Below are 13,804 nucleotides of genomic sequence, written 5' to 3' on the forward strand. Positions count from 1 at the left end.
CAGCAACCCACTACGGGTTAAGAACGGGTCTATTTATATCAAAAAAGACAAAGAATTGTCATTTTTCTTCAAAACTAATTCCGTTGTTATGGTTAGTTTTGCTCGATTTTTTGCCCATTTATATAACCCGATTGAATCACATGCCAGACAAAATCCCGCTTTTACGTGCTACTGCAAGTCTCATTGTTTCTTTTTTTATCGTTGGCATGCCATCGGTGTCCGTCGGTAAACAGGACTCTACACATACCAAACCGTATCTTCCCGACCATCCCGGCATCGCCCCTTATCCGGTAGTATCCGGCGGTGCTTTCACGGGAAAGCCTGTCAGTGCGTCGCCTGACCCATTGGTATCCTATGTTTGGACGCGGGAAAGTGAGGAACTGCAGGTATACCATTTAAAACCTGTGAAAGTCTCTACAGAAACTGCGCCAAGCTTCGCAAACGCGGAATCTGCATTGACCGATGATTGCTTTATAAAAGTCAACGGTGAAGGGTCTATCCGTTTCGATTTTGGCGTGGAGAGCGCAGCATGGATCGAGTTTGACAGTCCGGACCTGAGCGGGGAAGTACAGATGAGTGTCAGTGAGTACAATCAGCCTGCGGTCGTCAATTCGGGACCGCAATCTCCCCATAAAACTGGAGTACCGGTTAAACATGGAAATACCTACCGGTTGGAGCTGAATGCGGAGCTGTATGAAGGTGTGCGGTTCGGATGGATACACGTAACCAGATTTGACAAGCCCTGGCATATTAAAAATATCCGTTTGGTCTGCCAGACAAAACCTGTTAACTACGCCGGGCATTTCGAGAGTTCCGATACGTTACTGAACCGGATATGGTACACGGGAGCTTATGCCGTCAAACTGAACTTGCTGAAAGACCACATGGGAGCGATCTTGGTGGACCGGGGCGACCGGCATTCGTGGACGGGGGATGCACATATCTCTCAGGGAGTCAGCATGGTTGCTTTCGGGAATTATGACATGGTAAAACACAACCTGCAGCGGACATCCGTAGATAATAATTCCATCGAAAGTTACTCGCTCCTGTGGATTCATAGTCTTCTCGACTATTACTATTATTCCGGTGACGAGGCATTCTTACGCTCACACTTGGCCACCCTTAAGCGTAAGATCGATCACGCAGCCCAGGTAACCGTCGACGAGATTAACCTAGGTTTCTATGGCTGGGATGAACGGCTCGGTGCAGGCTTCGAAACCCCAAACAACCCGGAGAACCGGCATGCTTACCGTTTATTGTATGTGCAGACCTGCGTAGCCCTTTCCAAGGCTTTGGCCACGTTGGGCGAAAAAGGGTTAAGTGCCGACTACAGACAATTGGCTGATGCCAAGCTGCAGGAGATCCGGAAAGATCCATCGTGGTTCGGAGCGATTGGATTGCATGCGGCAGCGGAAGCGGTAAACGGCGGTTATTTAACGGAAGATGAGTCGAAAGCACTGGTAAACAAGCATTTTCTTGACACGGCTAACATCATCTCTTTTTCACCATTCAACCAGTATTTTATCATCAGGGCATTGGCCAACAGCGGCTTACATCAGGAAGCACTCGTGGCAATCAACCGGACCTGGGGCGGACAGCTTCGGCTTGGGGCAACCACGTTTTGGGAATGTTTCAGGCCGGAATGGGCAAATGTGATCCAGCCCAATGACCCAGTCCCCAATGGGCAGCACGGCTACACAAGCTTATGTCACCCGTGGAGCAGCGGCGCAACCCGATGGCTTTCCGAAGAAATACTGGGCATCAAACCGGTGTCACCGGGTTTCAAGCGCTTTCAGGTTATCCCCCATCTTTCCAATACGTTGGGTGCCGTACGCGGCGACGTACCAACGCCGTTGGGTACCATCCAATTTGACATCGACGTAAATCAGGGCGTTGCACATCTGCAATCACCTTCGGGTAGCCTGGCTACTGTAGGCATACCGAAAATGGGCAAGCAGATACGCCGTATTTCCGTCAATAAACAGGATGTATACCCCAATCGAGATGGGCAGGACCCGTCCTATGCAAACCCGACGGAAGACGATGGATTTGTATACCTTCCCGATCTTCCGCCGGGCACTTACCGCATTGCCATGGAATATGGGGGCCGCGGAACCAAACATCCATCTCCCGACCTAAAAAAACGCATCGATAATGCGGTCCGACTGGTTTCGGTCGATAGTACGACCACAACCGATTGGATGGCCCATTACGGGCAGGATGGTTACTTGCTGTTTGATCACCCCGATACTGCCGTCAACGTAGGGACACTGCCCGGCTACATCGAAAAAATTGCATGGAAAAGCGAAGGGACAGGTGCTCCGCGTTTGGGTAACTGGCAGATGAAGGATGGCCGCTCACTGGCTATACTGGCCACACAAAATCCCATGGCCTGCTATCAGACTTATTATATCGACATCATGGCCCAACCTGAAAAAGCATACCAGGTGACGCTCCGCACTGCCGAGCTGGGCACAAATGGCAAATTCGTGATCGATCTATTTGACCAACGGACCAAAAATCTGATACACCCTACGGTGTTGGTGAAAACTTCGGGAAAAGCCCGTTACTACACGTTCGCGGCTAAGGGCCCCGTCCGGATACGATTGAGCCACTTGGAAGGTGAGGATGCAGGAATCAGCGGTATTTTCTTCCAGTAACAAACGATTAAAAAGCGTATTTACACAAACTTTTTCAATAGCGTAAGCATCTTCTGATCCAGTTTTTGACCGTACCAATCGACGTATTGGACATCGTTTCTCCGGGAATTCAGGATCCCGAAATCTCCATCAAATTCCCACAGTGCGAACCCGATACCGTGTTCCGTCAAAATGGAAAACATATCGTCCATCCATGCCAGTGCCACAGGATGCGGGGTTTCCCGCCATGCACCGCATTCACCGCAGTGTACGCCCGTCCCCTGTTCCACCAACGCAATCCAGGGTGCGAAATGCTTCCGCAGCCATGACTTATCCTGCAACTGCCCATTGTCCATACTGGGCCAAGACACTTCGGGCAGGTCATCCGGATGTTGGAAAACCCAGGGTGCTTTATAGTGGGATACCAACCCCGGTGCATAACCCCGGCAACTTTGCGCTACATCCAGTTCTGCAATATTATCGATCACCTCGGCACCGATGTTGTTGCCATCGGCAATGACCAGATGTTTGGGATTGACCAACCGTATCGCGTCAAATCCTTTCACAATAAGCGACCGGTACAGTGCCGCGGGTACGGCACTTCGGCGTGAGAACTGGTCGTTCATATCTTCCCGTAAACAGGGCTCGTTTAACAGGTCAAAGCTAATCTGATCCCGGGTTTTATTTCGAAATACCTTCGCCCAATACGCCCAATGGAAGGTAAAAGCTTCCTGCGCTTCGGGATCTTTCCACAGGTTGTAGGGTTCCTCAAATCCGGCATTAATGCAAAAACCAGGGGCACGATGCAGGTTTAAGCTCACATGCAGGCCGTGACGGTTAGCCCGTTCCACCAGTTCCACCACCTCGTGTACCCGCTCTACGTCGATGTGATAAACTTCCTCCTTTGTGATGGGCCTTGTCCGGTCGAAATCCAGGTAATACGGATACGCCATCGGAACGCGGATAAAATCAAACCCCCAATCGGCCATCCAACGGAAGTATTCCTCCGGTGTGCTTTGCCGTTTATTCCCTGAGTCCGGATTGAAAAAGTCCAATACATTGAATCCTTTCCATCGGGGAAGTTTGTTCACCGGCTTTGCCGGCAGCAACCCAGCTTTATGCAATAAAGATAAACCCGGGGCACCCAATGCCAGTGCTCCGGCTTTTTTTATCATTTCCCGTCTTTGCATGGTTCGTCTTTTTATTTATCGGATATTAAATCCCGGTAATTGATCAATCGGATACCACGCCGGTCAATCTGTCCGGAAACGTCTTTATCTGTCAAGGCTTTAAACACCCCATACCGATCCGCTGCTACATTTTCATAGCCGACATGCCCCATCCCCTGTGTCTCCAGGTCGTCGTATGCAGGGTGTTCCACAAGTAGGTAGGTGCCCGGTGTTATCCGCTTGATCCCGCGTTTGAGGTTGGCTGCTTTCTGTTCGGCAGACACCTCATTTCCGCTCCATGAAGGAAACGGTTTCACATCGTCTGTATGGACAGACAGGCGGTATTCTCGTGCAAGCTTTTCAACCAGTTGCTTTGTTTCCTCGGAGAAACGCAGGCACCCCATATGCTCCGATAGATGGCTGATATGGGGTATTTTTTTCAGTGCAAGCTCAATCTGTGCCCGCAACTCGCGTTCAATCTCTTCGATATTCCAATTGCGTTCGGTGATGCTACCTGCATCCGGAAGCTGCTGATTTTTCCACACAAACGGCAGGAAGTAGCCATCCGCATCGGTGATGCTCGGACAGTGTGTGAGTGGCCTCCATTTTACATGTTTCCATTCACTGGTTAATGTTAGGTGGATGCCCACATCCAAATCCGGCCGTTCGTTGAGCAATGCCGCCGCCTCTTCAAACCAGGCACCGGGAACCATCACCTCCACAGATCGTACAATTCCCCGTTCATAGGCTGCTATTGCCGCGGCATTGATCGATCTGGATACCCCCATGTCATCTCCACGCACCAATAATCGGATATCCTCTTGGGCAGTTAAGGGTAAAATGCTCCATACCAACGCACCGGCCGCCAGCAGCAGGCGGTGCGTGCTTTTCCTGAAAAATCGGGGTATACTTTTCACAACCTAACAAACATACATAAATAGCCTATTATATGCAATTTAAGATGAAACCATACGGGATGGAGGTACCGGTCCTATCAACTTCTACGATGCAAGGGGGATGATAATATTTCTCTTGCCGGATAATTAGTTTGCTGAATCCGCGTTTTAATAAATAGTTACACAATTATAGATCGGCTTTTCCGCAACGCATCGGCTATGGCTGGCACAAAAGCTACAGACAAAATAAAATTACTGATTGTCGATGATCAGCAGATCATTATCGACGGCCTTACGTCCCTTTTAGCGAGCAGTAACACCATTGAGGTAGCAGGCGGGTGCTCAAACACGCACGAATTGCTTCAAACGATCGAAGACCTGGTTCCTGATGTGATATTAATGGACCTGAACATGCCCGGGATGGATGGAATCGAATGTGTGAAGAATATACTGGCAAACGATCCCGGACAGAAAATATTGATGCTCACCGGATACGACGACACGGAACTCATCCGTGAGGCACTCGCCCGGGGAGCCATGGGCTATGTGCTCAAAAATGTGGCGAAAGACGAACTGATAACCGCCATTGAGCGCGTGTACGAAGGCAGGCGTTACCTAGATCAACAGGTACAGAACCGGGTGATCGATGTGTTCCTGGAAGGTGCAGGAACCTCCAAGGACCACAACGGTTCAGCAGCCGAATCATTCAACCTTTCCCAGCGCGAAATCGAAGTACTGAAATTGATTGCCGAAGGAAAAACGAGCGGCATGATAGCCGAAACATTGTTTATCAGCACGAACACGGTTGACACACACCGCAAAAACATCATGGCCAAGTGTGCGGTCAGAAACATCGCAGAACTGGTGTCATTTGCCAATAAGAACGGGTTACTATGAAAGATTGGTAATCCAATCTAATGGCAGTGAAACAGTAATAAAGGTGCCGTGTCCCTTGTCCGAGTCGATCGTGAGCTGCCCGCCCATCACCGCTGCGCGCGACCGGATGTTCTGCAACCCGATGCCGTGTTCATCCATCGTCCCATTCGGGTCAAAGCCCTTTCCGTCGTCTTCAATGGATATCACCAGGGTTTTCTCATGGCTGATCAATTGAAGCGTGATCGACGTGGCCGAAGCATGCTTAATCGCATTGCCCAACAGCTCCTGCACAATCCGGTATATATTCACGCGTGCCGTTTCCGAAAACAACTGTTCCTCCAGTTTTTTGAAGAACTTAATGTGTATCGATGGATAGGCTGTTTTTAATTTGTTCACCAGCTCTTCAATGGCCGGAATCAACCCAAGCTTACTGAGGGTAATGGGCATCAGATTATGGGATACGGTACGGATTTCCTGTTGGGTATGGTCCAGGTCCGTCATAATCATTGCCAGCTTTTCCGGCGACTCGGGATGATGGAGCTGCTCGCCCAATAACGTCAGCTTCATGCGGATAGCTGCCAGTTGAACACCGCTGCCGTCATGTAGTTCCTGTGCAATCCGCTGCCGTTCCCGCTCGATACCGGTGAGCAGCACGCGGGTACTGCGCTCGCGTTCATCCGCCAATTCGACCAACATACGGTTGTTATCTTCATAAAGTGCCTTAAAGCGGTAAAGCATCAGCGAGAAAACCACCAACACTTCCCAAAGCATCGCCCAAAACATCATGTTGAGGGTATGGGTTGTCCAGATAAATAGCGGATAGTATTCGGCAAATCCAAAAGCCAAGCCGTTATTATACAGGCCCATCTGCCGGAGGCAGGCGATTACGATACTTACGGCGTGCAAGCTGAATCCGATCAGGAACCAACTGGTTTCTGTTTTCCGCCGGAGGCGGAACAGCAAGATAAGCAATACATAAACAACGGTGGTCCCCGCAAGGGTGAAGAGCAGGGCATTGGCCCCGATTGCCCAGGCGGTAAAACGTGGGGGCAGCCAGCGGTAGCTCAAGGCCACAGCAACAAAAAACACCGCTGCAATCATAAACCACCGGAATATCCGGTCAATGCGCGGTATCAATCGCCACGTCGAGAAATATTCGCGGAAGAAGGAAAGGCCGGCGATCAGGTAGGCGTTGGTCAATAAGAAGCCTGCTATGCGTTGGATGCCCGGGTTATCCGGCCATACGTTTTTAAATCCCAGCCCGATATCACTGTAGATGTAAAGGATACCAATCAATACGTATCCAAAAAAAGACCATTGCCGCCGTTGCCGGGTAATCCAGAGTACAATACCGAGGAAAACAAGGAACGTCGTATTCAGGAAAAAGAAATAGTTGATATACCGCGATTCGTACAGGGAATAATCCATCCGGGCCTGCGCATCCCATAGCAGCAGATTGAAATGCAGGGAATACATGGGAGACGCTACCCGGATGTAACACGTGACTTCACCATTCGGAGGCATGGCTAACGGGTACAGCAGGTTCTGATGCGGGATGCGGCGATGGGAAAAAGAGTAAGCAGTGCCCGATTGCAGGGTGTCAGTGACCCTTCCATCCGTCACGCTATAAAAAGAAACCTCGTGGATATTCGGATTAATGAGTTCGACCAGCAGCGATCTATCGGTACTGTCTGTATGCTGGAAAGGAATTTTTAGCCAGAAAGCGCCCTGTTTGAGTCCAAAGTTGAATCCCGCTTGATCGTGGCGCTCAAAGCCCGCCACATGCCCGTCCAGGATATCGCTTAGCTGAATCCTGCCCGTCCGATCGTGAAACACTTCAGCACGCTGTCCAAGAGGTAGGTGGATAACACTGTCGGGCAACGGGGCCGCCTGCGCGTAGGCAACGGGTAGTAGAGCGAAGTACAAAAGCAGCCGAATCATACCCTAAGTTACAAGAATACACTCGGAAAATACAAATACATCAGATCAATGGGAGAAAAATACCCGATTCAGGGGATCGGGCAGTCACCGGTTTAGGTGACTGCTCACCCCATCCGGTGATTTCCACCAAATACCCGATTCGGGTGTTGGGCGAGCCGGATGCATGTCGTTGTTTTGCATCAGTCATCATCAAATAAGGAGGACAATATGAAAACGTTATTAATAAGCCTGACCCTCGGAGGATGTATTTCTTTACTGTCTTGTAAAGACGATTTTTTTAGTCCGGACGATCGCCAATCCGATGATATCCATTCCCGCATTGAACTGGATATGCCCAAGCCGGATGGCACAGGCAAAAATACGGTTTTGGAAACAGACGAATCGTTAACAGTGGCTTCCAACCGGCCCATCACGTTGCGTGTGGATAATCCGTTTGAAACCGTAAGCCATGTTGAATGGATGGTAAACGGTGAAAAAATCGGTGAAGGAAACAATCTGGAAACCACACTGACCGAAATCGGCGTACATAAACTCACGGTAAATTACCGGATCGGCAAAGGACGTTACCATCGGGAGGTAGACGTATATACTTACGTCACCAAGCGCCTTTCGTTTCACATTACCCCGGAGCAGAATCTATGTGGCCGGGTGGCCATCGGCATCACTCAACACCTGCCTAATGGCGGAAAGATCGGTCCCGGCTATTCCAAAGCGACCGTTCAGGAAATCTGCACTGCCGACGGACGCAAAACCGCAACAGCCGCTAATATCGAGGTCAACTTTTTCAGCCAAACACCCAAGCTCGAAGTAGAGCTGATCGAACCGCGTGAGGTGAAAGATGACAGCCGTACCCGTTTCTGCGTGCTGATTTTTTTCTGCATAGGCGGTTCTCCCGGTTCACAGATTGCAGCTGCCCAATTGTATGAAACCTATACGTATGAAGGAGAAGCGCTGAATCAGCTTAAGGCTGGCACGTATCGCAGCGGTGCCTGCGAAATCACCATCCATTAAACAAATCGTAAAACGCAACGAACACAACCATGAAGAAACTAACAACGGCCAGATTACCCCTCAAGGCGGGGGTTTATGGCATACTCGGCTTATGGCTTACCGTACTTTCGTCGTGCAGCCGGTACTATTACCAAGCCAATCCAGTCAATGCACCCATGCTGAGCAAACAACACGACGCCAACGTCACAGCTTCCGTGGATGATTGGTCGGAATCCAGGGCGTTTAACCTGCAAGCGGCGTATTCTCCGGTAAACTACGTAGGCATTATCGGAGGGTGGTCTAATTTCAACTACCGCACCACCTCTCCCGAACCGGAGAAGGGAGATGTCAACGCACACGCACGCCTGTTAGAAATCGGGGCCGGAGGGTATTATCCCGTTTTTAACAATGGACGCGGATTGGAACTCATTGCCGATACGTATGTAGGCTATGGCGGTGGCGCGTTGAACAGCGATGTCAACATGGATTTTTCGCGCACCTTCATTCAGCCGGGTTTCAATCTTTCCACTCCGTACTTCGATGCGGGCGTCCATGCGCGTTTTTCAGGAATCAAGTACCGGAATTTCGACAGCAACGGCCGTGATGAGGAATACATCCGTCGGCAAGGTCTCGAAGGGATTACCGATACCCGGCATTATTTTTTCGAGCCGACATTGACGCTCCGCGGTGGCTATAAATTTGTCAAACTGCAGGCGCAGTTGGTAGGCGTAGTTCCCTTAGGCCAGGTTGATTGGCATTACAACGAAAGCCAATTTACCTTAGGACTTTATTTCTCCATAGACGACTTAATGGACTTCGTGCGTAGTAGATAAACATTGCGTTTAACCGGTCGTAGCTTAACCCGCGTTGGAATTATTCTCCAGTTCAACGACCCGCTTCTCCACAGATTCCATGATTTCGGTCAAACTGGTGATGGCCTCATCCCTGATGGGGCTATCAGCCATTTTCTGTTCCAGGCGTTTCATCCGCAAGGCTAATTCATCCAGGCGCTCTTGTAACCCGTAGAAATCAGCAGCAGGTTCCTGCTCTTTTTTCTTGAATAGCGGCAGTGCGACAACGACCAGCGCAATGATGGCAAGGGTAATAGCGAGGTAAGCAATCATGGTGTCTTCTTTTTCTGGGTTTTTATTCTCTTCATTTGTTTGTTCTGGATAAATAATAGCTGATTGGGCGGGATGCTGCGGCGGCTCCTCGGCAGAATCTATGGCTATTTGCTCCATCGGTGCTTCATCCACCGATAGGTGTATCAGGTCTTCGGTACGCGCGACGTATGCCTTATAACCTGCAAGTTGCTTTCGGTATCCCTTCCCTGGCCTTTCGAATATATCCGCAAATACCTGTTTACGCAAGGCAGCAAGCCCCGCTTCATCCGTTGCTTTCATAGACCGCCAAGCATTGTACCACCGCTCAATGCCATTTACAGGATTGCTGGATAACTGTTGTTTGAAACAGTCGTAATCCAACGTCTCACAGGATATCCTAAAAGTAGTATCCGGCGAAACCGCCTTATCTGTTGCCAAAAAATTTATGGTTTCCCGGATGATTTCAAATTTCGCACGGTCTGCCTGCCCCTGCGCAAGGGTACTCCAAACCATTGCGGTTGTACATATTAACGTCAACAAACCTCTCCGCATATTTTAAATTAATTACAAAACTTAATTTCCCATACTTTTCTCGTGGGCTAAAATACTCTTTTTTTCAAATATCAATCCAGAAATGCGATAAGCTGCTCCAACAGGGAGATCTGCCGTTCATTGATCAGCTGCTTGGCCTCCGGCAGCGTAAACCAGCCCGATTTGTCTATTTCCGGAAATGAAACCCGCTTGCCCGAACGGGGTGGCCATTCCAATTCGAAGGTATTGCTTACCACTTTTTCCGGATCCAGATCCCCTTCCATGGCCCAGCAAAACACATATTTGCCGCCTTTCTGAACGATGGCATCCAATGGAATAAAAGGACCGGGTAGACATAGCCCTGTTTCCTCTTCAAACTCACGGATAGCTGTATCCAGTGGATTTTCAGGCGGGATAATCTCGCCTTTGGGAATAGTCCAAGCTCCGGCATCTTTTCGTACAAAAAAGGGACCACCGGGATGCACCAGAAAGAATTGGATACCCCGATCGATTCGGCGGAACAGTAAGATGCCGGCACTTTGTTTCATGGTGGTTACTTATGCAATTTTACTAAATTCGTGACATGAAAACAAACTTCACCGCAAGTCTTAAATAACCGATGTTTTACCCATCGTTAGTTGCTGTTTTGGGTATGGCCTGCCTCACCGGAAGGGAGCCGCAATTCTCCGCTGAAACCATTGACGACCGGATCGAGGTGGGACATGACCTGACAATTGGCGACGTAGATGGCGACGGCAAACCGGACATTATACTTGCGGACTCTCATCGGGTGGTCTGGTATCGCAACGGGGACTGGAAACGATTCGTCATGGTGGAGAACCTAACGAATTACGACGGTGCGTGCGTTGCTGCCCGTGATATCGATGGAGATGGAAAAGCCGAGATAGCCGTGGCATCGGATTCGGTATACTATTTGATCCGCCCTGAAAATCCAACCCACTTATGGACACCGATATCGCTCCGCCAAGCCCCTACTGCCCACCGGGTACAATGGGTAAAAGTGAGTGACAGCACCTACCAATTGGTGGTGTTACCGAAACACCGCATGGAAAATCGGGACGGCCAAGCGCAGGCCGCAAACATACGGATGTATGAAAAGCCTGCAGAGCTAACCCTACTGTGGAAGGAGCGCTTTGTCGAGCTTCCTCTTCCTCTAGCACACGATCTGGACGTGTACGACTACGGCGACCGAGAAGTCCTTTATATCAGCGGCGAGGGCGGTATCATGGGATTCTATTTTAAAGATGAACGTTGGGTCCGTAATACAGCCGATTGGCTGGCCAGGGGGCGTCGGCTCGGCAAGGCAAGCATCGGTACCGTGGTCAGCCGGAACGCACATGTTTTTGCGGCTATCGAACCGCATCACGGCAATATGGTATCGATCTATACACCCGGACTCACTGATAGCGCATTGGTGTACGACAAAATCAAAAGGAAGGTACTTGAACGGAAGATGGAAATGGGATATGGACTGGGAATGGCTGATTTTTTGAATTTAGGACGGGATCAGGTGGTCGCCGGATGGAAAAAGCCCAACGAAGATGGTCATTTTGGAATCAAATTGTACGTACCGTTTAACCCATATTGGGAAGCGATTGACGTTTATTGGTTAGATCGTGGAACCATTGCCTGCGAAGATCTCGATATTGAAGACTTGGATGGCGATGGCAAACCCGACATCGTCGCATACGGCAACGCAACCCATAACTTGAAAATCTACTGGAACCGAACGGAATGGCAGCTTTAGCTTCAACGCTTTTCATCATTGATTTCCAGCCAATAACCGTCAGGATCCTGGATATAGAGCTGTTTGACACCATCCACGCGTGTCCCGACTTTACCCGGCTCATTCTGCACGTTGTAGTAGGTAATGCCGAATTTTTCAAGCTGATCCACAAACGCATCGATAGACGCCACACTGAAGCAAATGTGGGTATTCCGGCTATGTTCTTTGCGCTCGGTTGCATCTGCAACAAGATGCAGGGAAAACCCTGGAGCGATCTCCAACCACACATGCTTTCCTATTTTAAAAGGTTCGGGAAGGGTATCCAATTGCAATACTTCCCGGTAAAATGAAGCACTCTTCTTGAGGTCCAACACGGACAATGCCATGTGATTAAAGCTCCCTTTGTTTGCCTGCGAGTAACTTTTCAAGGAAATTCCGAGAAAACACATCCCCAACAAGGTGTATAAAATCAACGATTTTTTCATCTATGTATAATTTGCTTTTTATCGGCGATGAAGCTGTCATGATTTAATTATTTCACTGTGTGATTTTTGAAAATCATGACGGTTTCATAACATTATGGATATAACAGATATTGTTTACGCATTTCTTTGTAGTCGCTCAACCCCGGCTCCCAGGATTTTCGTATTTCTGCTTCACTCAGGCCATCCATCACTTGCTTTTTAAATACATCGTTTCCGATCAGTGCTTCAATCCGGCCCATGGCCGGGCTTTGCGAAGCGTCGAAAAATCGTTCTTTCTCGGGGAAGGCCTTATAAAGCTCAAGCATCCATTGCAGGTTAATGCGCCCCGAGGCATGCAATTCCTTTATATCATAATCCCTCAGATCTATTCCATAGCAGATTTTATCCCGGTGTAACGGTGCCTCAGACATGCCGGGTATGCTTACCGGCTTAAAGGAAAATTCATATTGCCCTTTCAACTCAGGTGCGCCCAAGACCGTAAAGGGCATATACGTGCCCCTCCCTTGGCTGATAATCGTACCTTCAAACAAACACAAGGATGGATAAAGAATAATGGATGCCTGCGAGTTAAGATTTGGGGATGGGTTTACAGGCAATTCATAATATAGGTCGTGGGTATAGTTCTCCATTCGGACGACTTTGATGTCGCATTTGACACCGTTGGCAAGCCATCCCTCCCCGTTCAGCATGTGGGCAAACTCTCCCATGGTCATCCCGTGTGCTATCGGTATCGGAAATTTCCCGATACCCGATTTAAACCGCATATCCAACACCGGTCCATCCACAAATCCATTGGGATTGGGGCGGTCTAAAATGATGAGTTGCTTGCCGTATTCCGCGCAAGCCTCCATGATATCCGCCAAGGTATTAATGTAGGTGTAAAACCTGCAACCCACATCCTGAATATCAAAAATAAGGACATCCAGTGCGTCCATCTGTGCCTTGGATGGCTTTCTGTTTTTGCCGTACAACGAGACGATGGGTATCCCGGTCTGCGGATCGACTTCATCCCTGACGATGGCCCCATTGCTCGCATTTTGGCGGAATCCATGTTCGGGCCCGAAAATCATCTTGATATCAACCCCCAGTGCAAGCAGACTATCCACGCTCAACGTATTCCCGATGATGGACGTTTGGTTAATTACCATTCCCACCCGTTTGCCTTCCAAACCGGGCACGTAGCTTTCTACCTGATCGGCACCGGTAACGATGCCTTCCTGTTCTTCACGTTGCCCCGGGTTTCCGCCCGAGCGCTCGGCCGCCCCGCTGCATGAAGTCAATAATATCAACGCTAGTATCAATTTACATATCATGTCAGGTACTTTGAAAAGTATGGAAGCAAGTCTCTGCTTTAACAATAGCCGCAATCTAAGTAAAAGTTATTTCTAATGCAAAAGAACAGAGAAAGAAGCTGGGTACCGCCACCA

At 49.3% G+C, this 13,804-nt stretch carries 13 protein-coding genes; 5 read left to right on the top strand and 8 right to left on the bottom strand.

Translation table 11 applies throughout. The annotated features are described in order from the left end of the window. The first annotated feature begins 140 nt into the window (after positions 1–140). The gene (locus IEX60_RS17550; protein WP_188752713.1) at positions 141–2,660 is read left to right on the top strand and encodes an alpha-L-rhamnosidase C-terminal domain-containing protein; all 2,520 of its coding nucleotides are present in this window, start codon (positions 141–143) and stop codon (positions 2,658–2,660) included. A gap of 20 nt (positions 2,661–2,680) precedes the next feature. Here IEX60_RS17550 and IEX60_RS17555 read toward each other — a convergent pair whose 3' ends face one another. Both IEX60_RS17555 and IEX60_RS17560 read right to left on the bottom strand, forming a co-directional pair. After that, on the bottom strand, positions 2,681–3,829 hold the full coding sequence (locus IEX60_RS17555; protein ID WP_188752714.1) for a glycoside hydrolase family 5 protein: 1,149 nt from the start codon (positions 3,827–3,829) through the stop codon (positions 2,681–2,683). A gap of 11 nt (positions 3,830–3,840) precedes the next feature. Then, positions 3,841–4,725: a polysaccharide deacetylase family protein gene (locus IEX60_RS17560; RefSeq protein ID WP_188752715.1), complete on the bottom strand. Its 885-nt coding sequence runs from the start codon at positions 4,723–4,725 to the stop codon at positions 3,841–3,843. Positions 4,726–4,923: 198 nt separating this feature from the next. Here IEX60_RS17560 and IEX60_RS17565 point away from each other — a divergent pair, with 198 nt between their 5' ends. After that, a complete protein-coding gene (locus IEX60_RS17565) occupies positions 4,924–5,601 on the top strand; it encodes a response regulator (protein WP_188752716.1) in 678 nt (225 codons plus the stop codon). Here the strand turns inward: IEX60_RS17565 and IEX60_RS17570 are convergent. Continuing rightward, a complete protein-coding gene (locus IEX60_RS17570; protein WP_188752717.1) occupies positions 5,596–7,521 on the bottom strand; it encodes a sensor histidine kinase in 1,926 nt (641 codons plus the stop codon). The genes IEX60_RS17565 and IEX60_RS17570 overlap by 6 nt on opposite strands. Positions 7,522–7,561: 40 nt before the next feature. Beyond that, positions 7,562–7,711, bottom strand: coding sequence for a hypothetical protein (locus tag IEX60_RS17575; RefSeq protein WP_188752718.1), 150 nt, complete (start codon positions 7,709–7,711; stop codon positions 7,562–7,564). 17 nt (positions 7,712–7,728) lie between these two features. On the opposite strand from IEX60_RS17575, the gene IEX60_RS17580 reads away from it, so the two are divergent. After that, positions 7,729–8,532: a hypothetical protein gene (locus IEX60_RS17580; RefSeq protein ID WP_188752719.1), complete on the top strand. Its 804-nt coding sequence runs from the start codon at positions 7,729–7,731 to the stop codon at positions 8,530–8,532. Between the two features lie 29 nt (positions 8,533–8,561). Then, positions 8,562–9,344, top strand: a complete 783-nt coding sequence (locus IEX60_RS17585; RefSeq protein ID WP_188752720.1) for a hypothetical protein — start codon at positions 8,562–8,564, stop codon at positions 9,342–9,344. Between the two features lie 24 nt (positions 9,345–9,368). Here IEX60_RS17585 and IEX60_RS17590 read toward each other — a convergent pair whose 3' ends face one another. Beyond that, on the bottom strand, positions 9,369–10,127 hold the full coding sequence (locus IEX60_RS17590; RefSeq protein WP_188752721.1) for a hypothetical protein: 759 nt from the start codon (positions 10,125–10,127) through the stop codon (positions 9,369–9,371). 110 nt (positions 10,128–10,237) lie between these two features. Beyond that, complete coding sequence (locus tag IEX60_RS17595) at positions 10,238–10,693, bottom strand: NUDIX hydrolase (protein ID WP_188752722.1); 456 nt, start codon at positions 10,691–10,693, stop codon at positions 10,238–10,240. A gap of 71 nt (positions 10,694–10,764) precedes the next feature. On the opposite strand from IEX60_RS17595, the gene IEX60_RS17600 reads away from it, so the two are divergent. Beyond that, positions 10,765–11,913: an FG-GAP repeat domain-containing protein gene (locus tag IEX60_RS17600; protein WP_188752723.1), complete on the top strand. Its 1,149-nt coding sequence runs from the start codon at positions 10,765–10,767 to the stop codon at positions 11,911–11,913. Positions 11,914–11,915: 2 nt separating this feature from the next. Here the strand turns inward: IEX60_RS17600 and IEX60_RS17605 are convergent, their stop codons facing one another. Both IEX60_RS17605 and IEX60_RS17610 read right to left on the bottom strand, forming a co-directional pair. Next, on the bottom strand, positions 11,916–12,377 hold the full coding sequence (locus tag IEX60_RS17605) for a VOC family protein (protein ID WP_188752724.1): 462 nt from the start codon (positions 12,375–12,377) through the stop codon (positions 11,916–11,918). A 92-nt stretch (positions 12,378–12,469) separates the two neighbouring features. Continuing rightward, positions 12,470–13,690: an exo-beta-N-acetylmuramidase NamZ family protein gene (locus IEX60_RS17610; RefSeq protein WP_188752725.1), complete on the bottom strand. Its 1,221-nt coding sequence runs from the start codon at positions 13,688–13,690 to the stop codon at positions 12,470–12,472. Between the last annotated feature and the right edge of the window lie 114 nt (positions 13,691–13,804).

It is taken from the genome of Parapedobacter defluvii (assembly GCF_014642075.1).
GTDB classification, from domain to species: Bacteria; Bacteroidota; Bacteroidia; order Sphingobacteriales; family Sphingobacteriaceae; genus Parapedobacter; species Parapedobacter defluvii.